Annotated in this window: 13 protein-coding genes and 1 pseudogene; all 14 read left to right on the top strand. The window is 38.2% G+C overall.

Annotation, left to right across the window (positions count from 1 at the left end; genetic code table 11):
• Nucleotides 1-2758, top strand: a 2758-nt coding sequence (locus AAC037_RS01945; RefSeq protein ID WP_339901236.1) for a TonB-dependent receptor, incomplete at its 5' end; no start/stop codon positions are given.
• Nucleotides 2759-2768: 10 nt separating this feature from the next.
• Nucleotides 2769-4451: a RagB/SusD family nutrient uptake outer membrane protein gene (locus tag AAC037_RS01940; protein ID WP_339901235.1), complete on the top strand. Its 1683-nt coding sequence runs from the start codon at nucleotides 2769-2771 to the stop codon at nucleotides 4449-4451.
• A 35-nt stretch (nucleotides 4452-4486) separates the two neighbouring features.
• Complete coding sequence (locus tag AAC037_RS01935) at nucleotides 4487-5824, top strand: hypothetical protein (protein WP_339901232.1); 1338 nt, start codon at nucleotides 4487-4489, stop codon at nucleotides 5822-5824.
• On the top strand, nucleotides 5821-8982 hold the full coding sequence (locus tag AAC037_RS01930) for an FAD-dependent oxidoreductase (RefSeq protein ID WP_339901231.1): 3162 nt from the start codon (nucleotides 5821-5823) through the stop codon (nucleotides 8980-8982). The genes AAC037_RS01935 and AAC037_RS01930 overlap by 4 nt, the downstream gene beginning before the upstream one ends.
• A gap of 24 nt (nucleotides 8983-9006) precedes the next feature.
• A complete protein-coding gene (locus tag AAC037_RS01925) occupies nucleotides 9007-10083 on the top strand; it encodes a hypothetical protein (RefSeq protein ID WP_339901230.1) in 1077 nt (358 codons plus the stop codon).
• Between the two features lie 357 nt (nucleotides 10084-10440).
• Nucleotides 10441-10746 (top strand): hypothetical protein, encoded by a 306-nt coding sequence (locus tag AAC037_RS01920; protein ID WP_339901229.1) that lies wholly within the window; start codon nucleotides 10441-10443, stop codon nucleotides 10744-10746.
• Between the two features lie 463 nt (nucleotides 10747-11209).
• On the top strand, nucleotides 11210-14512 hold the full coding sequence (locus AAC037_RS01915; RefSeq protein ID WP_339901228.1) for a TonB-dependent receptor: 3303 nt from the start codon (nucleotides 11210-11212) through the stop codon (nucleotides 14510-14512).
• 27 nt (nucleotides 14513-14539) lie between these two features.
• Nucleotides 14540-15997 (top strand): RagB/SusD family nutrient uptake outer membrane protein, encoded by a 1458-nt coding sequence (locus AAC037_RS01910; protein ID WP_339901226.1) that lies wholly within the window; start codon nucleotides 14540-14542, stop codon nucleotides 15995-15997.
• Nucleotides 15998-16362: 365 nt separating this feature from the next.
• Complete coding sequence (locus tag AAC037_RS01905) at nucleotides 16363-18042, top strand: D-aminoacylase (RefSeq protein ID WP_339901224.1); 1680 nt, start codon at nucleotides 16363-16365, stop codon at nucleotides 18040-18042.
• Between the two features lie 16 nt (nucleotides 18043-18058).
• Complete coding sequence (locus tag AAC037_RS01900; RefSeq protein WP_339901223.1) at nucleotides 18059-18853, top strand: DUF1961 family protein; 795 nt, start codon at nucleotides 18059-18061, stop codon at nucleotides 18851-18853.
• 58 nt (nucleotides 18854-18911) lie between these two features.
• Nucleotides 18912-20447 (top strand): sulfatase, encoded by a 1536-nt coding sequence (locus AAC037_RS01895; RefSeq protein WP_339901222.1) that lies wholly within the window; start codon nucleotides 18912-18914, stop codon nucleotides 20445-20447.
• 497 nt (nucleotides 20448-20944) lie between these two features.
• Complete coding sequence (locus tag AAC037_RS01890) at nucleotides 20945-21685, top strand: DUF4397 domain-containing protein (RefSeq protein ID WP_339901220.1); 741 nt, start codon at nucleotides 20945-20947, stop codon at nucleotides 21683-21685.
• A 467-nt stretch (nucleotides 21686-22152) separates the two neighbouring features.
• Nucleotides 22153-22731: a YceI family protein gene (locus AAC037_RS01885; protein WP_339901218.1), complete on the top strand. Its 579-nt coding sequence runs from the start codon at nucleotides 22153-22155 to the stop codon at nucleotides 22729-22731.
• A gap of 18 nt (nucleotides 22732-22749) precedes the next feature.
• Nucleotides 22750-23336 (top strand): annotated as a pseudogene (locus AAC037_RS01880) (hypothetical protein); the annotation flags it as partial.

Below are 23336 nucleotides of genomic sequence, written 5' to 3'. Positions count from 1 at the left end.
GGTGGTTTCTTTCATAGGATACAAGACAAATAGAATCACTGTTACCAACCAATCACAAATCGATGTAAAAATGGTACTTGATGATACTTCACTGGAAGAAGTGGTGGTAGTTGGGTATGGTACACAAAAGAAGGTAAATTTAACTGGTGCTGTGGATGCCATTGCCTCTGATGATATAATTTCCAGGCCTGTTGGTCAAGCGTCAACTGCCTTACAGGGGTTGGCACCAGGAGTCACAGTAACCCAAAGATCCGGTAAACCGGGTGCAGATGGAGGTACAATTCGGATTCGAGGGATTGGCACTTTAGGAGATTCAAACCCACTGGTATTGATTGATGGAGTTCCGATGAGCTTAAATGATATTGATGTCAATGAAATAGAGTCAATCTCTATTTTAAAAGATGCAGCATCTGCCGCAATCTATGGTTCCCGTGCGGCAAATGGTGTTATTTTAGTAACAACCAAGCGGGGTAAAGATGGGAAATTTTCAATAAACTACAGAAACAGTATAGGATGGCAACAGCCTACTGCTTTAATGGAAAAAGTTAGTGGCTATGACCATATGGTTATGATTAACCAAGCATTTGAAAATGTAGGGAGGAATCCTGCTTTCCAACAAGAATTCATTGACGCTTATAGACAAAACGCCCCTTCCGATGCCTATCCGGAAACAAATTGGCACGATGTAATGCTCAATGATAAAGCACTTCAGCAAAACCATTATGTAGGAATTAACGGTGGGGGTGAGAAAATTAATGTGTTAGGATCTGTTTCTTATATGAATCAAAATGGTTTGATGGATTCAAAGTTTGAAAGGATTAATATTCGGTTAAATACAGACATCAAAGTACGGGACAATTTAAAAATTGGAATTGATATCTTAGCAAGAAATGAGGATAGAAATGAGCCACCCCAAAATTGGCACTGGCTTGCACGCTATCCTCACAATATACCCGGTAAAAACGAAAATGGTTCTTGGGGCGTCGGTTGGGACGGATCAAATGGCTGGGCATCAATGGAAGAAGGAGGCTACAATTTAGACAAACGTCATGAGTTAATGGCCAATTTAAAATTGGATTGGCAGCCGATTGAAAACCTTAATATAAACCTGCAGGCTGCTCCCAATGTCAATTATCGACAAGTAAAAAATTTCCGTAAACAGGTAGATTTATTTTTTCCCGACGGTACTATAATTAATCCAAGCCCTTATAAAGCGTCATTGAACGAACAATTCTCGCGGTCTATTAATAATAATTACCGGGCTTTAATCAATTATAACAAAGATTTTGGCAACCATTTTTTAGAAGTTTTAGCTGGAACGGAAGCAATTGATTACAGGAACGATTGGCTTGGTGGATTTAGAGATCAGTTTCCTTTAGAAAACTATGATGTTTTAAATGCCGGATCAATAGCAAACCAGCAAGCGACTGGATCTGCGCTAGAGTGGTCTTTACTTTCTTATTTTGGAAGAGCAAATTACAATTACAATGACAGGTATTTATTTGAAGCCAATCTTAGAGCCGACGGTTCATCCAGATTTTTAGGAACAAACAAATATGGGTATTTCCCCTCTTTTAGCTTTGGTTGGAGATTGTCAGAAGAAGAATTTCTATCCACTAATTCATGGATTAATGAATTAAAAATCCGAGGATCCTGGGGTTCACTAGGCAATCAACAAATCGGTACTTATCCCTTTGCTTCGACCGTTACGATGGGACAAAATTATGTCTTTGGAGACAATATCCCCGCTTTGGGAGCGGCACTGCTCTACTCCGGTAACCGGAACATTACTTGGGAAACTACACGGATGATAAATGTTGGCTTTGATGCCAGTATCGGAGACTTTGAATTTACAGGGGATTATTATGTGAGAAATACGGATGATATACTGCTTCAAATACCTGTTCCACGTATTGCCGGCTTAATTGAGCCTTACCAAAATGCAGGTAAAGTAAGGAACAAAGGCTGGGATTTAAGTGCAGGATACAGAAAAAAATTTGGTGAACTGAATTTAAGCATTTCGGCCAACCTATCCGACGTAAACAACCAAGTGGTGGATTTGATGGGCAGTGGACCTCATATTTATGCTAGAGAAATCAATCAAGAAGGGCAACCGTTCAGGTCTTTGTATGGGCTAAAGTCCTTAGGTTATTTTCAAAATCAGGAAGAAATTAACCAACATGCTACTCAATTTGGACAAGTAAGTCCAGGTGACATTAAATATGAAGACATAAACAATGATGGTGTTATTAATGCCGCAGACCGAACAATTTTTGGAAACACTATTCCCAAATATACTTATGGCTTCAATATTTCTTTGGACTACAAAGGGTTTGATTTTAGCTTGTTAGGACAAGGGGTAGGGAAGGTTGATGGCTACTTGGATAACTTTGCAACCATGGCCTTTTATCTAGGTGGAACGGCTCAGGAATGGCACAAAGATTATTGGACACCCGAAAACCCTACAGCGGCCTATCCCCGACTAACTTTTAACTTTCCAAACAATGAACAAGTTTCATCTCAGTGGGTAAGGAGTGCTTCTTACTTTAGGTTGAAGACCTTACAAGTTGGGTATACCATACCTTCTGTCCTTACCAATAAGTTAAGTATTTCAAAATGCAGGGTTTTTGGCAATGGCCAGAACCTATTGACCTTCCATAATTTTTATGACAGCTTTGACCCTGAAGCACCAATTGGGGAGGGTACTTTTTATCCCCAGGTTAAAGTTTTTGTTTTTGGATTGGAGATAACCATTTAATGATAAAATCATGAAAAAGTTAATAAAAATTCTATCGATAATAATGGTTGTTTTAAGTTCAACCCTATTGTATTCTTGCGAAGATTATCTAGTAAAATATCCTCTTGACCAGCCATCTGACGCCACATTTTGGAGTACCGAATCTGAGCTTCAAATGGCAATAAATTCAGTTTATCGTAGCCTTTATTTTACCGATAGAGCGGCTACACATATTCCCTTTCAGTTTCTTTTTGATTTTGCTACTGATATTAGTTGGGACAGAAATTTAAGTGTTTGGCAATTACTTGGCCAAGGCCAAGTTACATCTGTAGAGCCTACATTAATTTTTGGTGCCTGGAGTAATGCTTATGTTAATATTGGAAGCTGTAATAGGTTGTTGGCCAACATGGATAAAGCAGAAGAAGTAACCAACGCCGAAACTTTTAAGAACATTGAAGCGGAAGCGCGGTTTTTCCGAGCATACTGGTATGGGTGGCTGATAAATTTATATGGTGATGTGCCATTTACCACTGATCCTTTGGATGTATTTGATGCGCAACTTCCTCAAACAGATAAGGAAACCATTTACCAATTTATTTTGGAGGAGTTGGAAATAGTTGGTGAAATTTTACCTGTTGAGTACCCCTCAAATGATAGAGGTCGAATAACCAAAGGGGCAGCTTGGGGCCTAAAGGCCAGAATGGCAGCATTTCATAATGACTGGGCCGTAGCTGCGAGTGCCGCAGAAAAGGTTATGGCATTAGGAATATATGAATTGCACCCAAATTTTGAGGAATTGTTTACCTATGAAGGACAAAATAATTCTGAAGAACTATTCACGATTCAATTCAGTAGAGCAAACCAATTGACTCACGAATCTCCTGTACATACAAGAGGAAGACTTACAGGAGGTTTTGCTACCAAAATCCCTACCCAAGCTTTAATTGATTCCTATGCTTGTGTAGATGGTTTAAGGATAGATAAATCTCCATTGTATGATCCTGCGAATCCGTTTCAAAATAGAGATCCAAGACTTCATGCAACTTGCGTGGTGCCGGGATCAGAGTTTTTGGGTTACCAGTTTGAAACACATCCTGATAGTTTATTGGTATGGGATTTCAATCAAAACCCACCAAAACGTATTGACAACCAGGAAGTGATTAATCCCTATGCAACATTCTCGGGTTATCAGTATAGAAAATATGTGGCTGCAGATGAAAGAGAGTTTAGAAGAGAGTCGGAGCTAAATATCATGCTAATAAGGTATGCGGAAATTTTATTGATTTATGCTGAAGCTCAAATTGAATTAGGTCAGGTAAATAACACGGTATATGAATCGATAAATGCGGTAAGGGAAAGAGCAGGTATACCCGGAATAGAACAAGGGCAAACGATAGACAAATTGCGGGAGGTTGTTAGACAAGAAAGAAAAGTAGAATTTGCTTATGAAGGATTACGCTTTTTTGATATTAGAAGATGGAATATCGCTGAGGATGTCATTTCCGGGCCACTGTACGGTAGGCCATTAGGGATTTATAAATCCCAGTATGTTCCGGAATTTAATGAAAATGGCACCCCCAATTATGAAGCGTATGCTGAGGAATTAAGAATGTTTGATACAAGAAATTATAATCCTGAAAAGGATAAATTTCTTCCAATTCCTCAACGGGAACTAGATATCAATTCAAATTTGACTCAGAATCCAGGTTATTAAAATTAACCCTTTAGGTTAATATATAAAATTCGATAATGATGATAAATTATATGCGTTATTCGTTTGTTTTTGCCTTGGCATTAATGAGCTTTTATATAAATCCGTTTACCATTTTTTATGGTAGCGCAATGAATACTGAAATAAAGGAGAATACAAATGATTCTATTCCCATTGTTAAAGTTGGAAGCGATGGTCTGATTCATAGGTTTCATGATACCTCACCAATTAGTCCCTCTGGGAAGTATATTGCATTATTTCGGCTTCCTTTCGAAGATAGGTACCCAAAAGCGGGAGAGTTTGGTAAGGTGGTTTTAATCAATTTGGAGACAGGTGAAGAAAAAGTAATTGCCAATTCATTTGGATGGGAAATGCAGCTTGGAGCCAATGTGCAATGGGGAAAGAATGATGAGCAATTGTTCTACAATCAGGTAGATACTTCAAGTTGGGAGTCTTTTACTGTTCATTATAATATGGAAAATGAGGACTTTAAACGGATTAATGGAGAGCTGTTTATGGCTTCTATCAATGGTGAAAAATTGGTTTCTCATAATCTACGTAATTCTGAATATGCACAATCTGGCTACGGAGTAATTGTTCCAGACGATTATAGATCCAAAAATTTTGGCCTTACAGATAAGGATGGTATTTATGTTACGGATGTGAAAACAGGAAAAAGTACGTTGGTAGCCAGTATAGAAGACATCTATAAGCAAGCCAAACCAAGGATAGGGATTTCCAATCCGGAAGATTTTGAAATTTATTGCTTCAAAGCAATGTGGAACCCACAAGTGAGTCGCATTATGACCTGTCTGCTTTTGAAGCCTATTACAGGCGGTAAAAGAAAAGTTGCAGTTATTACCATGAATGGAGATGGTTCTGATATTCGCACTGCCATTACAACTACTCAATATGGGAAAGGAGGTCATCATATGGCATGGTTGCCAGACGGTGATTACTTGTCAATGAATCTAGAGGTAGATGATGGAAAAGAAGGATTGGAAGTAGTTACCGTTAAATATGATGGTACAGAATTAAAAGAAGTTTTTGCACCGGGTTCAGGCCATCCAAGTTATCATCCTGGCGGGCTTCCATTTATAATTACTGATGCTTATGCCAAGGAAACTAGGGTTACAGATGGGGATGGCTATGTACCCCTAAGGCTACTCAATGTTCGTACAGGAAAAGAAATTGTAATTACAAAAGTTAAAACTCCTGACGTAAGTGATAGTTCTTTTCGTTTAGATGCCCACCCAGCTTGGGATCGATCAGGAAGATTTGTTGTGTTCAACGGCTTTGATGGAGATGTTCGAAGTGTTTATATAGCAGATCTTAGTAGAATAATTAGTCATGAACAAAAATTTTTAAGCAAATGAACAGAAGGAAATTTCTAAATATTAGCTTACCGGCTACAGGAGCCATAATGATGGGTTCGGGAATGATGAGCCTAGAGGCAAAAGCCGAAATTTATAGACAATTCTCTAGCAGTAGCAATTTTGATACTTATGATTTAGTGGTCAATGGAGGAGGTTTAGCAGGTTATTTTGCTGCAAGTTACGCTGCAAAGTCAGGTAAAAAGGTTTTATTGATTGAAAAGAGGACAAGTCCAGGCTTCGAGCTTTTTGCAAAGCACAAACTATGGATGGAGGCAGATGGTTTTGAGGATTTCAGTCCTGAACTTTCTAATTTGTTTTTGCCCAAAGGAGAGGTAGCGGAAATGAACAATTCCCTCGGGAAAGGTCCCGGTAACAGTAAATTTGAGGATGAAATATTGCTGTTTTCCGGCAGTATCAGAAAGGGGATGTTGAGAAATCTCCTGGTCAGTAAGGTACATGTCCTATTGATGACAGATGTTTGCGGGATTTTTCAAGACAAAGGAAAAGTTAAAGGGGTTTTGATGGCGGGTAAGCAAGGTTTGCAACATGTGAAATGCAATAATTTTATCGATGCTTCCGATCAGGTCATGTTTAGTAGAAACTTTTTTAATCAAGCCTATGAGATAGATAGGGCCGGTTTCGTCTTGGAATTGAAAAATGTTGAAAACCCTCAGAAAAAAGTCTTGTCAGTTTCTAGGGATTATAAAGTACATCAAGACCAAATTGCTTTTCACAGAGGGAAGTTGTCTGAAGGCCAGGCTTTCTTGGATTTTGAATTTAAGGTGGAGGAGCAAAGTTTGGAATTGATAGAACATCAGGCAAGACATAAAGCAGCATTGCTAGGTCAAAATTTCAAAAATATTGATCCATCCCTTAAAAATGCTGAAATCTACCAGCATGGGCTAGAAACCTCAATAATTTTAAAAGATGATCGCCTTCCGGAGGTTGATCTTGAAGGATATTTTATGTTGAATGGCAAAGCCGTTACTAGTAAAAATATTCAGACCACTAATGAAGAAGCCCGTAAAATGGTTGAATCATTGCCAAAATCCTCGCGTAAAGCAAAAGCATCAACCTTAAGAATTCACAATGCTGAGATTCCCCTTGATCAGATTCGATTCACAGGATTGGATGAAGCCAGCTTTTCTATTCCAATGGAGCAAGTGACCTTTGATTACAATGCTTTAGTAAAAGACAAAGAATACTGTCAGGTTGCCGTAGCGGGAGGAGGCACGGGTGGTTCTTTTGTCGCTAAGGGTGCTGCAGGAAAAGGTGCCAATACCATTGTTGCTGATTATTTTAATGATTTGGGTGGCACAAAAACCATGGGTGGAGTCATGGGGTATTACCATGGGGTAACGAGCAATGGTTTCTTTAAAAAACAAAATGAAGAAGCAGAAAGGACAGCTTTTGAGAATAACATGTCCACAAAAGTAGGCCGGAAATATTACCACCTCAAGGAAATTTTGAATGCAGGAGGTCGGTTTATTCCAGGAGCGATTTTCTGTGGTGCCATCTTGGAAGATCAGAAAGTTTCTGGGTTCTTGGTTTGTAGAAATGGTAAACTTCAAACCATCAATGGGGATGTCACCGTTGATGCCACTGGAGATGGAGACATTGCTTCTTTTGCTGGCGCTAGCTTTTCACAAGGAAACTCCCGAACGGGCGAAACACAAAATTACAGTCAGTGGGATGTTAAAGGAGCAGTTTCGATTTCTTCTTCACCCACCAATAGAGATTATGATGTGCTGGACACTACCAAAATATCAGAATTGCAACGTGGACTCTTTCTTTCTCATTATGAAGCTCATTTTTACGATTTTCACCCTTTCCTTACTGTTAGAGAATCACGCCTTATAGAAGGGATGCATGTATTGAACCTCTATGATGTGGCTGAAAAAACTCACTTTAAGGATGTAATTGCTTTGGCAAGTAGTGATTTTGACCCACATAATGTAGGGAGTTCCGAATTTTCGAAATGTGGCTTTTTATTGCCCCATTCAAATGATCTAACTGTAGAAATTCCATACCGTTGTATTGTACCCAAATCACTGGATGGGCTTTTAATTGCCGGTAGGGGGATAAGCCAAACGCATAATGCCATGCAATTTACCCGCATGACTGCAGATATCCTTGTATTGGGATACCTGACAGGACAAATTGCCGCTGACCTGGCATGGACCAATACGAGACCTCGTGATTTTGATGTGAGTGATTTACAACGTGAGTGGGCCGATCTAGGGTATCTTCCTAAGGATTATGACCGACCTTCCAATGAAGATAAAAGGTTTCAAGAGGATGAAATCAATACCAGGATAGCAGAACTTTCAGAAGGAAAACGAGAGTTTTTATACGAATGCAGCAGGTTGCCGAAAGAGAAAGCTATTCCTGTATTGAAAACCTATTATGGTAAATCTGAAGATGAAAAAGCCAAACTTCTTCTGGCAAAAGCATTGGCCTGGTTTGGAGAAAGCGATGGAAACGCCCTCATAGTAGAAGAATTACAAGAAATGTTTGACCTGGAACAAAAAGAGGGCTACCCAGGTGGATATGTAGATGATTATGATTTTATAAGAGGGAGAGAAAAGAATGTTTTGGAAGGTTTGTTCTGGAGAATCAATCAAAACATTGCGCTGCTGGCAATGACTGGCAGCAAAAGTTCAATACCTGTCATTCGAAATATCATTGAAAATACCACTTCAGGGGGAGGGGTAGTCAACCGAACGAATGATTACTTCAATGGTAGAATTGATTTGAAAATTATTCCATTTTATAACCGGATTCATAACTTGTGTTTCTACGGAGACAGGATACCTGATGCGCAATTTATTCCGGGCTTTGAAAAGCTTTTAAAAGATGAAAATATTGGGGGATTCAAGACGGAAGATTATGATGAGGTAAGATGGCGGGTTTATGGTGGCTTGCTTGAAATTTCCATTGCAGCCACTCTGGCTCGTTGCGGTGCCAAGTCTGGTTATCAACTCTTGGTCAATTACCTACAAGATATTCATTCCAATTATAAAGCTTTTGCCAGAGCAGAACTCAGGGATATTACTCATCAGGATTTTGGTGTCAACCCTCTAAAATGGAGGAGGTTCCTTGCAGAAAAACAATATCCAAGACCCACTAGGAAGTTGGAAAAAACAATAGAAGTTTAATTGAGGTAATAGAATTAAAAGTTCATGTTTTGTATTCAAATACTGTTTGTTTTCCTGCTATTGTTGTTCAATAATAATGATGTTTACTTTCAAAGTGAAAAGTTACATGGCGTAAATTGGCAACCAGATGTCTCTGTTTATCATATTGAGGATGATAAGGGAGAGCAAGCAGAAATTTTCGCTAAAAAAGACAATAAAGGATTTCTATATTGGCATAGAAAACTCAAAACCCCCGTATGTCTCATTGGTGAGTGCAAATTGATAGATATTGGTATCTATTGGGATCTTGCTGGAGATTTTTTTGGTCTGGAAGTTTATGAGGAGGCCCTTACCAAAACAGACCATAGCGAATTTACTGAAAAGGACTATCTACGACTGATTGAAATTCTAGAAAACGATTGGTCACCCTTGAGAGAGTATGAACTTTCTGATCTTGTAGAAAAACCTGAAAATGGAGACCCAGAGGTAGATGGTACTTCTGGGGCTACCAAAAAAGAAATCGCTGCGGAAGCCGTGGTTGATGCTGTATATACGACCCATACCATCTGGCATTTGTCTCACGTTGGAGAAAAAGAACAACTGGTGAATTTGACCATAAATGAATTGAATAAGGATGAAGAGCTAATGACATTCCTTATGCAGGCTCCTCAAATAGAACACAACAGCTTATTTTTCCTTGAACTTTTCGCCAAAGGGGAGTTGGGGCAAAAAGACTACCTCAATTCCTTGGTGATCAATAGTTTGGGTAGAGATGATAAACCTAAAGTAAAAGAAGTGGCCCTAAAAACGCTTTCCAAGTGCAATTATTCTGATAATTATTTTCTTCAAAATATAATTGACATATACAGTGGTTTGCCTTTAACAGCAAAGCTACAGGTACTTAATGAATTCAAAAAAGTAGAAAATCTTCCTGAGCCCTTGTTCCTTGCAATTGTTCACCATTTAGAAACCCAACAGGAATGGTACATTATAAGAGTATTTGAAGTAATGAAAAATAGGGATCAATACAAGGATAGGTTGAAGGGTATAGCATCAAACCTTTCGCACATTGATAATCCCCAGCTTCAAAGTATTTTAAGTGAATATCAAAAAGAAATTTGATAACCTAGGCTAAAAAAAAAATTATTAATTGGATTTAAATCAGGTTTCAAAGACGCGTTTCCATCGGTAATTATTAATTCTCATGTGTTTTTTTGATTCATTAAATTGATCAATTTTTTTCATTAATTAACAACTGCTTGACTTACCCTTTATTTCAACCAAAATAAAGGATATTACCTGCTCTAATGGTTAAATATTGATTTTTTTAATATGATTTTTTATATAGAGATTAGTTTGAAATCCTTAATTATAATCCTATAACTTTTATAAAAATAAATATTTTAAATTAACGATGATTAATTTTTATATTTATTGATTAATAGCTAATTTAAATAAAATAAACCCATAATACCCAAAATGAAAAAGGAAAAATTATATTTGAATTTAGATCAATTTGGTGGTTATCCGAATTGTTGGCAGCAAATTTATAGGGATGAGAATTTCGGTCTTGAAGTTTTGTATGCAAAATTTAGTATTGAATTTTTAAAATTGAGCCAGACACTTATTGGGAGTTGGCTTTCGGGAATAAGTAAGTTCGAGGAATATTTTTTAAAATTTCAACCCATCGGTATTCCATGGAAACATGGCCCATGTCATTTTAATGCAAAACCATTCAAATTCTATAATAATCATGGAAAAATTGGCACAACCAGATGTCTATAGGCTAAGAATTTAAAATGAAGGAAATCCGTGTTTGATGACATATTTTCCAATGGTGAATGAATGAGAGAAGGAGTTAACGACCAACAAAATCGGGAAAGATTCATTGTAATAAATTCACTCGTTTACTCTTTAAAACAGTTATAACCATAGTCATGAGCCTGCATCGTGGATGAATTTAAGGCTGAAACCTTGGGTAAGTCAATTGGGTATTAGTGGTAAGTTTTATCCCTTCGTTGGCCTGGAATTATTTGTTTAAAAGCCTTTGTAAATAGTGATGATAAAATAAATCAAAAAAAGGATAGCTTGGCCGGTTTGACAATGGAATGTACTGAAAATCAATTGAATCAATCTGTAATAGCAATGAAGGTAATTACAGTTGTTTAATCCCAATTAAAGTAAATTTCAGAGGCCTATTTATCCAAAACCTAATCTTAAAATTTTAATAAACCCTTAATCTAACCGTATGAAAAATCTTGTACCAAGACATGTAATAAACATGGTCAGGCGATGTACTTATGCTCTGCTGATTCAATTGCTAACCATCGGTCTCCTTATAGCAGGAGAAACGAATGGTAAGTCAGCTAAAATTGACCAAAGGATGGACGCAGAATCTTTTGAAGATTCAAAATTTGAAAATGGATTATCTCTAAAGGAAATACCATCAGATTTACATTTTGATTTTTCCGATAGTGAAATGGCTGAATTACCGTTAAATCCAGAGAAATTAGAAAGCGCTTGGGCTGATATTGAGGTTTCCGGAACCGTCACTGATGCCAATGGTGCTCCAATACCCGGCGCAACCATTTCTGTGCCGGGATCGGCGAAAGGAACAGCAACAGACTTAGATGGTAAGTATGCTTTGTCTGTTCCTGAAGGGGTGACACTGATTTTTTCTTTTATTGGATTTGAATCACAAAGGGTGGTGGTAAGTAACCAAAGTGTGATTGATATTAGCTTAAAAGAAGATTTGGCCTCCTTGGAGGAAGTAGTGGTGGTAGGGTATGGAACACAGCAAAAAAGTCACCTGACAGGATCTGTGGGATCATTGGAAATGGACGAAGAACTCAGCAGCAGGCCCATGGTTGAATTTGGACAGGCCTTGTATGGGAAAATTGCCGGTGTGCAGGTAATCAATAGCAGCGGCCGACCAGGTGGTTCAAGTACTATTCAAATTAGGGGCATCAACTCGATTTCTGCAAATAGTTCACCTTTAATTGTTATAGATGGAATTCCACTTCCCAATTATGACCTGAATTTGATTAATCCTTCGGATATAGAATCTATTGAAATCCTAAAGGATGCGGCTTCAGCAGCAATTTACGGTTCTAGAGGTGCCAATGGAGCGGCTTTGGTATCCACAAAAAGTGGAAAATCCGGCAAAGGGAAGGTGACAATCAATTATTCTTATGGGTTACAAGAGAATATTGACAAGATCAAAGTCATGAATTCTGCTGAATATGCGCAGGCTTCTATAGATGCCGCTCAGAATGGTTGGCTAGAATCTGGAGGGGATCCGAATGCTCCCAATACAGTGGCTGCAAGAGGACATTATAAATACACTTGGCCGGAAGCATTTGAAAATCCGCAAAATTTACCTAACACGGATTGGCAAGATTTGATTTTTCGTACTGCTCCCATGCAAAGGGTGGATGTCAATGTCTCCGGGGGAAATGAAAATACAACTTACCTAATATCCGGTGGCTATGTAAATCAAGAAGGGATTGTCATCAACTCTGATTATAAAAAATATTCCTTAAATCTAAAAGTGTCCTCAAAAGTAACAGATTGGGCTGAAATAGGAGGGATGTTGAATGTGGTTTATGATCATGAGAATGAGCCCTACAATAGGATAGTGGAATGGGCTGTTCAGTATCCTCAAGTTTTTCCAGTATACGGAAATAATGGTTATTTGGGAGAACCTTCTACCACTTCTGGTTACGAAAATTATGGTGCTATACTTTTTAGGGCGGTAAATGGACATCCATTATATAGAATAAATGATGACATCCAGCACAAAAACTTTAATAGTCTTGGAAACATTTATGCCAATTTTGACCTGCTACCTGGACTAAAATTCAGGTCTTCATTAAACTATTTATACAGAAGAGGAGATGACACCAACTATCAAGCTGTTGATCACAACATGGGCCCCAATTATATCACAGAGGGGGCAATGACCGTAAACCAAAACAATAGGATGAATTACAATTGGCAAAACCTATTGACCTATGATAAATCATTTGATGGACATGAATTCTCCTTCCTATTAGGGAATGAATACTTTAAGGATGATTATTATTCTTCCAGCGCACAAAGGAGAGGGTACAATAATGATCTGGTGCCCTACTTAAGTGGAGGACAAAATATCTTTCAAGCCAGTGACAATGCGACAGAGCGGGTACTTATCTCCTATTTTACTAGAATTACCTATAATTATAACGGAAAATACCTGGCATCTGCAAGTTATAGAAGAGATGGTTCCTCCCGCTTTGGTCCCAATAAAAAATGGGGTGCATTTCCTAGTTTGTCATTGGGCTGGATAATGTCCGATGAAGGCTTTATGAACAGCCTAGTGCCTATAAGTCATTTTAAATGGAGGGCGAGTTATGGTTTTACGGGGAACGATCAATTTGCAGATTACAGATGGATAGGTTCAATGGCCCAAGGAAGAATAGCCTTAGGCAACAGTCTTGGAGCCTCTTATTACCCTTCCGATTTCACCAATCCGAACCTTGAATGGGAAAGGACAAGACAGTTGAACTTGGGGATTGACTTAGGCCTTTTTGAAGGAAGATTTTCCTTAGAAGCAGATTATTACATTTCAAAATCTGATGGATTATTACTAGATGTACCTGTACCATCGGTTACTGGATTTACCAATGTGTTTAGAAATATTGGGAAGCTTGAAAACAAAGGATTGGAATTGAACCTTAGCTCTCACAACCTTACTGGAGCTTTGTCTTGGACAACCCAATTGAATTTTTCGAGGAACAGAAATAAGGTGTTGGAATTAGGAGAAGAGGATGCCCCAATGATATACAATGCCGGTTTTGGTATGCAATCCATCAATAAGGTAGGCTATCCGGTTTATAACTTTTATGGCTACCAATATGATGGGGTTTACATGACCCAGGAAGAAGCAGATACAGACCCCGCAAGGTATGAATCTGCAGTGGCAGGAGATGGGAAATATGCCGATGTCAACGGAGATGACGTACTTACTTCCGATGACCGAACTATCATAGGCAACTATGCTTCTGATTTTACCTGGGGTATAACAAATAACTTTAGTTATAAGGGATTTGACCTTAGCTTTCTTTTCCAAGGGGTCCAAGGAAGCGAGGTTTTTGACAACAATATCCATCGCTCGATGCAATACCATGAAGGGCGAAATTATTACCATGAAATGGTTGACAGGTGGAGGTCTGAAGAAGATCCGGGCGATGGTTACCATTATAAATTAACAGTTGATCTTGACGGTTTGGAAAGAACCGCTTCCAGTTATTGGATTGTAGATGGATCCTATTTAAGGTTAAAGAGTTTGACCTTTGGTTATACCTTCCAGCCTACATTATTGGAAAGAATGAAATTGGGTTCTTTAAGGGTTTATTTCAATGGTATGAACATGCTTACCGTTAAACAAAGTCCAATATTTGATCCGGAGAACTTCAATGGTGGAGCTGCTGAGGCACAAAGAAGAGGGGTTGCTCATTCTCCGTATCCAACAGCCAAAATATATACTTTGGGAGTAAATGTTGGCTTTTAATTCACTTTCATCAAATCAATAGAAATCATGAAAAACAATAGTATATATATTCTTATAGTTGTGATTTTAGGTGCCTTTTCTTGTAACGAAGATGAATTGGATCTTTACCCTAAAACCCAAATTACCGAAGGTAATTTTTATGAAGATGAGGAACAGTTAATCTTGTCTGTAAATGATATTTACAGACAGTTGGCTAGAATTTACAATGCTCAAGGTATTGCAGACCTGTACGGAGAACTTCGTTCAGACAACACCTATATAGAATTTACAGGAGGTTCAACCACCTTTTCGGAAGAAATAGCAGATTACTATATAAGAACAAATAACGGTCTTATTGAAAATGCTTGGGAAACCAGTTACAATGCCATTTTTATTTGCAACAATGCCCTATTTCATTTAGAGAATTCTGAGGTCCAGTTTACCGACCCAACTTTAAGAGAAAGGCTTAAAGCAGAAGCTACCTTGGTGCGATCCTTGATTTTCTTCAATATGGTTAGGGCTTGGGGAGGAATACCTTTGCCTTTAAAACCATTGAAACCCGAAGAAGGCTATGACTACCTTCGGGAAAGCAAAGAGATGGTTTACCAACAAATAGTCAATGATTTGCAATATGCCAAAACCAACCTGCCAGAAAGCTACACCGGGAATGATGTAGGCAGGGTTACCAAATATGGAGCTGCTGCAATTCTGGCCAAAGTATACCTTACCATGGGGGATACGCAAAATGCAGGGAATGAACTTAAAGAAATTATTGATAGCAATAGGTTTTCACTAGACGCCAATGGAGATGGGAATATTAATTCGGACGATTATGAGTTTTTATTCATGCCTAACACGAAAAATTCAAAAGCATCCCTTTTGGAAGTTCAGTACCTGGGAGGTGAAAATGCGGTAAATAGCAACCACCAATCTCAATATACTCCTTTTCATTGGGCTTTTCACTTGCCGGGAATGAATGAAACTTTCCGAGGAAACGGAATGAATACCCCAACACAGGATTTGGTAGATGAATTCGAAGCTGAAGATACCGTTCGAAAGAGGGTCTCTGTATATCCCGGCTACCTAAATTTGGATACTGATCAGTTCATTGATTACCCATTTACCATGAAATTTTATGATCCTAACTGGAGATATCCAGGTCAAAATTTCGAGGTTATCAGGTTTGCGGATATCTTATTGATGTACGCGGAGGTAACCAGTGACCCAACCTATCTAAATATGGTTCGAGCTAGGGTTGGCTTACCTGGATTTGGGGAACCTGGATACCCTGAGGAATACAATGACTTATCTTTAGCATTAGAACATGAAAGACGCGTAGAATTGTGTTTTGAATTTCATCGGTTTTTTGACCTTGCAAGGACAGGTAGGGCTGTAGAACTAATGCAAGCGAAAGGTTTTGATATTGACCAAGAAAAGTTGGTGTTCCCTATTCCATTGCGGGCAATTGATGTCAATAACAAAATAAACCAAAACCCTGGGTATTGATGGGGTTCATATTCAAATAATTCTTGATTGTAAATGTAACCCTCCTAAAGGGAAGGTTACTTTACTTTCAAAAATTAGATGGCTGGATGTGAGATAATAGTAGAATAGTAAATTCAACTCTGGTCAAACCGATAACCTGATTCTGAACATTGAGAGAGCTAGAAATTCTAGTAGCAGGATAAAAGATTTTTTTCAAATGTTACAAGGTTTTTTTCGGAATACCATTAATGAATTATCAACCTTAATAATCGATGTATAAATGTCAAACTCAATCATTTTATCGACCCATATTTAAGTTTTATGTGCATAATTGTTACTTTTAGAGAGATAAATGGATTCTTCTAATTGTTGCAAAGCCAATTCTTATGAAAGCACTTCTTCTTAGCTTTTTAGGCCTTCTTGTTTTATTCGGCTGCAAGCCTAAACAATCTTTCGATGTGCTGATTAAAAATGGTCAGATTATGGATGGTTCGGGGAATGCTGCCTATACTGGTGATGTTGGAATTGTTGCTGATTCCATTGCCGCCATAGGCGATTTATCCGAAGCTCATGGGGACATTGAGATAGATGCATCAGGCTTAGTTGTTGCTCCGGGTTTTATTAATATGCTCAGCTGGGCTGTAGATGCCCTAATTGAAGACGGGAAATCCCAAAGTGATATCAGACAGGGGGTGACCTTGGAGGTTTTCGGAGAAGGGAGTTCGATGGGTCCCTTGAATAAGGAAATGAAAAAGGAAGAGCAGGAAAGTCAGGGTGATATCAAATATCCGATCAACTGGACTTCTTTAAGTGAATACCTTGATTTTCTTGTTAAGAAAGGGGTTGCTACCAATGTAGCTTCCTTTGTCGGTGCAACTACCCTTAGGGTTCACACGGTCGGATACGAAAACCGTGCTCCCACTAATGATGAAATGGAAACCATGAAGAACTTGGTAAGGGAAGCCATGGAAGAAGGAGCATTGGGCCTTGGCTCTTCATTGATTTATGCCCCGGCATTTTATTCTAGTACTGAGGAATTAATAGCGCTTTGTAAAATTGCTTCCGAATACGATGGAATGTACATTTCTCATTTGCGAAGTGAGGGAAATCAACTTTTGGAAAGTTTGGATGAGTTGATTCGTATCGCTGATGAGGCAAATATCAGAGCTGAGGTGTATCACCTTAAAATGGCTGGGAAAAACAACTGGGACAAATTTGATGCGGTGGTTTCAAAGATAGACTCCGCTAGAAATGCCGGCCTTTCTATAACCACAAATATGTATACTTATACTGCCGGAGCTACCGGCTTAGATGCTTCCATGCCTCCCTGGGTTCAAGAAGGTGGCTATGACAAATGGGCCGAACGATTACAAGATCCAATAATTAGAGCCCAATTAAAGGAAGAAATGGTGACGCCGACCAATGAGTGGGAGAGTTTGATGATGGGGGTAGCATCATATGACGACATGCTCCTGATAGGTTTTAAAAACGATTCCTTAAAATACCTGACAGGTAAATCGCTTGCTGAGGTGGCAGCTATGAGGAATACCTCTCCTGTAGAAACGGCCATGGACTTGGTTGTTCAGGATGGGAGCAGAGTGGGAACAGTTTATTTTATGATGTCTGAAGAAAATGTAAGAAAGAAAATTTCCCTTCCATACATGAGTTTTGGCTCAGATGCGGCTTCTTATGCTCCTGAAGGAGTTTTCCTCAAATCAAGAAGCCACCCTAGGGCTTTTGGAAATTTTGCAAGACTCCTTGGCAAGTATGTCCGTGAAGAAAAAATTATTTCTCTGGAAGAAGCCATTTATAAACTTACTACGCTACCGGCGACCAATTTGAGGATCAAAAAAAGGGGCGCGCTAAAAGAAGGATATTTCGCTGACCTTGCCATTTTTGATCCGGATAAAATACAAGACCATGCCACCTATGATAAGCCCATGCAATATGCGACGGGGATGGTGCATGTATTGGTCAATGGAATACTTGTTCTAAAAGATGGTCAGCATACCGGGGCCTTGCCCGGACAGGTAGTCAAAGGTCCCGGATTTAAGTCCTTAGATTAATTAAAACATTAATACAATGAAGCTCAGCCAATCCTTTATATTAATCTTAATTTCAATCATTTCTATTTTTGGGTGTAAATCCAAGGAAACAGATGAAAAGCCATGGACCAAATCCGAGTTATTATTTGAAGATTCAGGTACAGATAATTGGGAGAAAAAATGGATGTTAGATGGACAAAAAGCAAAGGTGGTCAATAGCAATGAAGGAATGGAACTTATAGCAGGACCTGAACATGGCAATGATTCCCACCATACTGTTTTGTGGGCCAAACCATCCTTCGAAGGACATATCTGTATTGAGTACGATTACACCAGAACAGATACGACCACTCGATGTGTCAATATTCTTTACTTTCATGCCTCGGGAAAAGGAGATGAGGACTATCCTAAGGATATTTCATTATGGAATGACAAAAGAAAAGTGCCATCCATGCGGACTTATTTTAATAATATGAGCACTTACCATATTAGTTATGCTGCATTTGGAGCGAAGGAATACTCAGGAGAAAATGATTATATACGTTTGCGAAGATACAACCCCAGCATGGAGGGCCTTACCGGGACTGATGTACCGGAAGATCATTTCAAAACAGGCCTTTTTAAATCTGATGTAACCTATCACATACAAGTATTCAAGTATGCCAATACTATTGAAATGCATATACAAAACAAAAGTGATTCTTCAGACACATTGATTTGCAGATGGGATGCTTCTATTTTTCCTTCCATTGAATCCGGAAGAATTGGTTTAAGGCATATGTTTACCCGTAGTGCAAGGTATAAGGATTTTAAGGTTTGGAGGCTATTATAAATTAACTTAGCAGCTAAGTCTTGTTTGTAAGGCAATATAACGAAACCCAAGAAATAATATGATTCATAGCATAGTTTTGGCTTCCCTAAAAAGCATTAGAGGCTTAATTTTTAAAATTTCACTCTTACTTATCTTATTGATTACTTCCTTTAGTTTAAAGGCCCAAAAACCCAATATATTGTTGATTATCTCAGATGATCTAAATACGAATATAGGGCCTTATATGAATACCTATGAGCATACCCCTTATCTTGACCGACTTGCAGCAGAGGGAGTAAGTTTTTCTAATATTTATAGTCAATTTCCATTGTGTGGTCCTTCTAGAGCCTCCTTTATGAGCGGTTTGTACCCTGAAACCAATGGTGTAATGGGTAATAATGATCAATTGGGTAGTTATAGGAAAGAAACTCCTGCATTGGCAAATCATCCTTCTATGGCTGGTTTCTTTAGAGAAAGGGGCTATTATACGGCTAGGATATCTAAAATATTTCATATGGGGGTGCCCGGAGGAATTGAAAGAGGAGCCGTGGGTGGAGATGATCCGGATTCTTGGGATTATGCCTACAATGTGCTTGGTCCGGAAACATTAAGTCAAGGAAACTTGGAATTACTTTCTCCCAAAAACCTTCACTATGGTTCAAACTTTGCTCAAATGGTTATTCCTGATAGTTTAGAAGGAACACAGACCGATTATATGGCTGCCAGTCAGGCCATCGCCGTGTTGGAAAATCGCGCCGGTAAAATCCCTTCAGGCGGAACCAATAAGCAAAGAGTTAAAAAGGATGCACCATTTTTCTTGGCAGTGGGCTTTGTTAGGCCACATGTACCCTTGATTGCCCCAGAAAAAAGCTTTGCCCCTTATCCGGTAGAAGAGGTGCTGTTGCCTACGGTAAAAGTAGGTGAAAATGTACCTTCCCAAGCTTTAAAACGACAAAATGAGAAGATATGGGGAATGGATGAACTTCAGCAGCGCAAAACCATTCGTGCATATATGGCAAGTGTCAGGTTTATGGATGAACAAGTTGGTAGGCTATTGAATGCATTAGATAGGCTGGATCTTAGGAAAGAAACGATTGTGATCTTTATGTCAGACCATGGTTATAACCTAGGGGAACATGATTGCTGGTCGAAATCCAGCCTATGGGAAGGTAGTGTTCGGGTTCCGGTAATTTTTTCTGTGCCCGGGAAAGATTTTGAAGGGGCCTATGGAAGCCAAACGAAAAGTATTTCAGAACTACTGGATATTTACCCCACTCTTGCGGATCTTACAGGATTTTCCTCTGAGAAACCTGCGATCCTTCAAGGAAAGAGTTTGCTTAATGAGTTAAAAGATGAAAAAAAAGGTGGGGAAGATAATTTTGCCTATACCATTTACAATGATGGAGCAAGTGTGCGGACGGATAGATGGAGATATAATCGCTGGGGAGAAAGTGCCAAGGGTACCAATGAGGAACTATACGATCATGATAATGATCCGGAAGAGAATACCAATTTGGTGGGAGAAAAGGGTTATAAGACTGTTTTAGGAACCATACGAGAAAAACTGAATGAGATCAAAAGCAATGCCCAGACCGGATTAAAGAATTTGCAATAACAATCTTGGATTGGTAAAGGTAACTTTCTTTTTCTGAACTTGATCATTTGGTTTTACTCTTGTTTATTAATCAATAATGTCTACAATAGTGCTTAAAACTTAAATAGGAAATTACAATAATGACCCCTTTTCACCTTTTGTTGTTTACGTAGATCGGTAAAAATACGCTTCCTTCGGCTCAGTAAGTAGGGGAGGTTTACGCTTATAATTTACTGATCGGTTGGATAAAAGTTGCTATACAGACAATATAAATTAATGCTTTTATCTACAAGATCTTTACCAAAATGCAAGATGAAAAAATTTAAATCTCGGACTAAGATTTTGTTTCAAATTAATTTTAATAATTATAATTAATACATTTATTTTTGTAATTTATTTAATAATAATTTATTTAATTAAGGATTTTATCAATTTTAATTATCTTTTAAATTTACCATACGTCGACATAATTATTGAGCTATTTGTATACAATAAATTGCAAATTTAAAATCAATGTTATGTATTTAGCTAAAAAATTTAATTTCTTACAAAGAACAAGCATTCGGATTCCAACGCTGGTTTTACTTGGATTGATTGTAAGTATAATTTCCGGCTGTGACATGGATGATAATGAAGATTTACAGCCTTTACCTGATATAGCCTATGTAGGCCTATACCATGCATCTCCGGATACTCCTCCGCTCGATGTTAACATGGAAAATGGAAGAATCAACTATTATCCGCTAAGGTATTCTGAATATACCGATTACCTTAATTTCTATGCTGGAGAAAGAACCATGCGGGTGAATCCTTTCAATGCGTCAAATGTAGTTTTAGATACTACATTTAATTTTGAACCTAACTTGGCCTATTCTTTATTTTATGTAGATGAATATGCTGATATAAAAGCACTATTGATAGAGGACAACCCGGAATCTCTAGCTGATGGAGAATCCGCTGTAAGGTTTATTCACCTTTCACCGGATTCTCCTCAAGTAGATTTGGTTAGGATGGAGGATGAAGAAAATACCATTTTAGTTGAGGACAGTGAGTATTTAAATACTACTCCTTTTACAGTGGTGGACAGTGGTGTTCAGTCATTCACAGTAAATTCCAGTGACTCCGATGAAGAGTTGCTCTCTTTACCGGATTTAAATTTACGATCCGGAGGAGTCTATACCTTCGTAGTAAGAGGATATAGTAATCCACCGTCTGGCAACCAACATAACCTAAGTGCTGATGTGTTGATCAATAATTAATTCCTATTTACCATAAGGATGATAATAAGAGATTCCTGATAACAAATAGGAAAGGATTTTAATAAACACTTATTATTATTTGATAAAAAGCCCCAATACCTGCTATCAGCCGGAGTTGGGGCTTTTTTACTACTTATGGTTGTTGTTCACATAAGGTAAATTTCACTTCCACTTCGAAAATCTAAAAGAATTTTATTCAATATATGAGGTGTTTCTATATTGAAAATTAATATCTTAAAAGATCTAGAGACGTGTAATTTTTCGCTCTTTATTTGTTATTGAAGGCGTTACAATATATACACTCGCTACTTTCCTTAAATGGCTCGTACTATTCACTAAATATATCATGGCAAAAGATGATTTTGATCATGTTTTTTAACTCGGTTGAACTATACCTTTGACCTGTCAAAACAAACAAGTGGTCATGTTTTGGCGATGAATTTTCTGTAAAGCTAAATTAAACAGTAATGTACAATCACTTAAAATTAGCCTCGTTTTTTATATTTATACTTTTCCTCTCCCAAGGTGTACAGGGAATTGCTCAACAGACTTACTCGGTAGCTCCCAATCCTGAAATGAAGGTGTCTGGTACGTCAACACTTCATGACTGGGACATGATTTCTGAGGAGGCGACAGGAACAGCTTCAATAAGAGTTTCTGCTGGAAAAGTGACAGCCATTCAAGCTGTTAAAGTATCGATGAAGGTGAAATCACTCAAAAGTGGAAAAAGCCAAATGGATAAAAATGCTTACAATGCGCTAAAAGAAAAGGAGTTTCCTGAAATTACTTTTTCCATGCTTGAAGCCCATCAAGATGGAGGTAATGATTGGAAGGTATCTGGCAGGCTTCAAATTGCCGGAGAAACGAAAACGGTTCCCTTTATGATAAAAATCGCCCCGGAAGGTGAAAGTATTGTATTGACAGGGCTTGCGGACATTAAATTAACCGATTTTAATGTAGTGCCTCCAACTGCTGTTTTTGGTACCATAAAGACGGGTGACGATATGGCAATTCAAATAAAAATTAAATTTAATCCAAGTAAATAACACATTAATTTTTCAATCATGAATAAGAGCATTTTATTTCTGACAGCATTATTATTCTCTTTCAGCAGCCTTGCACAACAAAGAGACATGCAATTTTGGCGAGCCTATGACCAGAGAGGAATCAATGTATTTGAAACCGGAAAGGCAGATACTGTTGCTTTTGATGGGGTAAAAGTAAGAATTGGAGGAGCCTTTGCCCAACAATTTCAATCCATTAGCCATGAAAACACAGCTTCGGCAGTTATTAATGACAATGGAGTCAACACCAATCAATTGATGGATATAGGTTCAGGATTTAATCTTGCTACAGCGAATTTAAATATTGATGTGGCCTTGGCTGATGGAGTCCGATTGAATCTGATAACCTATTTATCGTCAAGGCACCATCCGGAAACTTGGGTCAAAGGAGGGTATTTGCAATTGGATAAGCTTTCATTTCTCAATAGTAAAGCCTTTGATAAAATCATGGAGAATGTGACCATTAAGGTGGGTCATATGGAAGTCAACTATGGTGATTCCCATTTTAGAAGATCTGACAATGGCAATGCATTTTATAATCCATTTGTTGGCAACTATATAATGTATGCCTTCGCTACGGAAATTGG

Origin of the sequence: uncultured Cyclobacterium sp. (genome assembly GCF_963976465.1) — a bacterium.
In the GTDB taxonomy this organism is placed as follows: domain Bacteria; phylum Bacteroidota; class Bacteroidia; order Cytophagales; family Cyclobacteriaceae; genus Cyclobacterium.
The sequence above is the reverse complement of the archived record's forward strand: the minus strand, read 5'-3'. Positions and strand labels throughout refer to the sequence as shown.

Bases quoted from the DNA above. Each gene is read 5' to 3' on its own strand.
- AAC037_RS01930 (WP_339901231.1), top strand. From the start codon at position 5,821: ATGAACAGAAGGAAATTTCTAAATATTAGCTTACCGGCTACAGGAGCC.
- AAC037_RS01905 (WP_339901224.1), top strand. From the start codon at position 16,363: ATGAAAGCACTTCTTCTTAGCTTTTTAGGCCTTCTTGTTTTATTCGGC.
- AAC037_RS01935 (WP_339901232.1), top strand. From the start codon at position 4,487: ATGATGATAAATTATATGCGTTATTCGTTTGTTTTTGCCTTGGCATTA.
- AAC037_RS01910 (WP_339901226.1), top strand. From the start codon at position 14,540: ATGAAAAACAATAGTATATATATTCTTATAGTTGTGATTTTAGGTGCC.
- AAC037_RS01900 (WP_339901223.1), top strand. From the start codon at position 18,059: ATGAAGCTCAGCCAATCCTTTATATTAATCTTAATTTCAATCATTTCT.
- AAC037_RS01890 (WP_339901220.1), top strand. From the start codon at position 20,945: ATGTATTTAGCTAAAAAATTTAATTTCTTACAAAGAACAAGCATTCGG.
- AAC037_RS01885 (WP_339901218.1), top strand. From the start codon at position 22,153: ATGTACAATCACTTAAAATTAGCCTCGTTTTTTATATTTATACTTTTC.
- AAC037_RS01895 (WP_339901222.1), top strand. From the start codon at position 18,912: ATGATTCATAGCATAGTTTTGGCTTCCCTAAAAAGCATTAGAGGCTTA.
- AAC037_RS01925 (WP_339901230.1), top strand. From the start codon at position 9,007: ATGTTTTGTATTCAAATACTGTTTGTTTTCCTGCTATTGTTGTTCAAT.
- AAC037_RS01920 (WP_339901229.1), top strand. From the start codon at position 10,441: ATGAAAAAGGAAAAATTATATTTGAATTTAGATCAATTTGGTGGTTAT.
- AAC037_RS01940 (WP_339901235.1), top strand. From the start codon at position 2,769: ATGAAAAAGTTAATAAAAATTCTATCGATAATAATGGTTGTTTTAAGT.
- AAC037_RS01915 (WP_339901228.1), top strand. From the start codon at position 11,210: ATGAAAAATCTTGTACCAAGACATGTAATAAACATGGTCAGGCGATGT.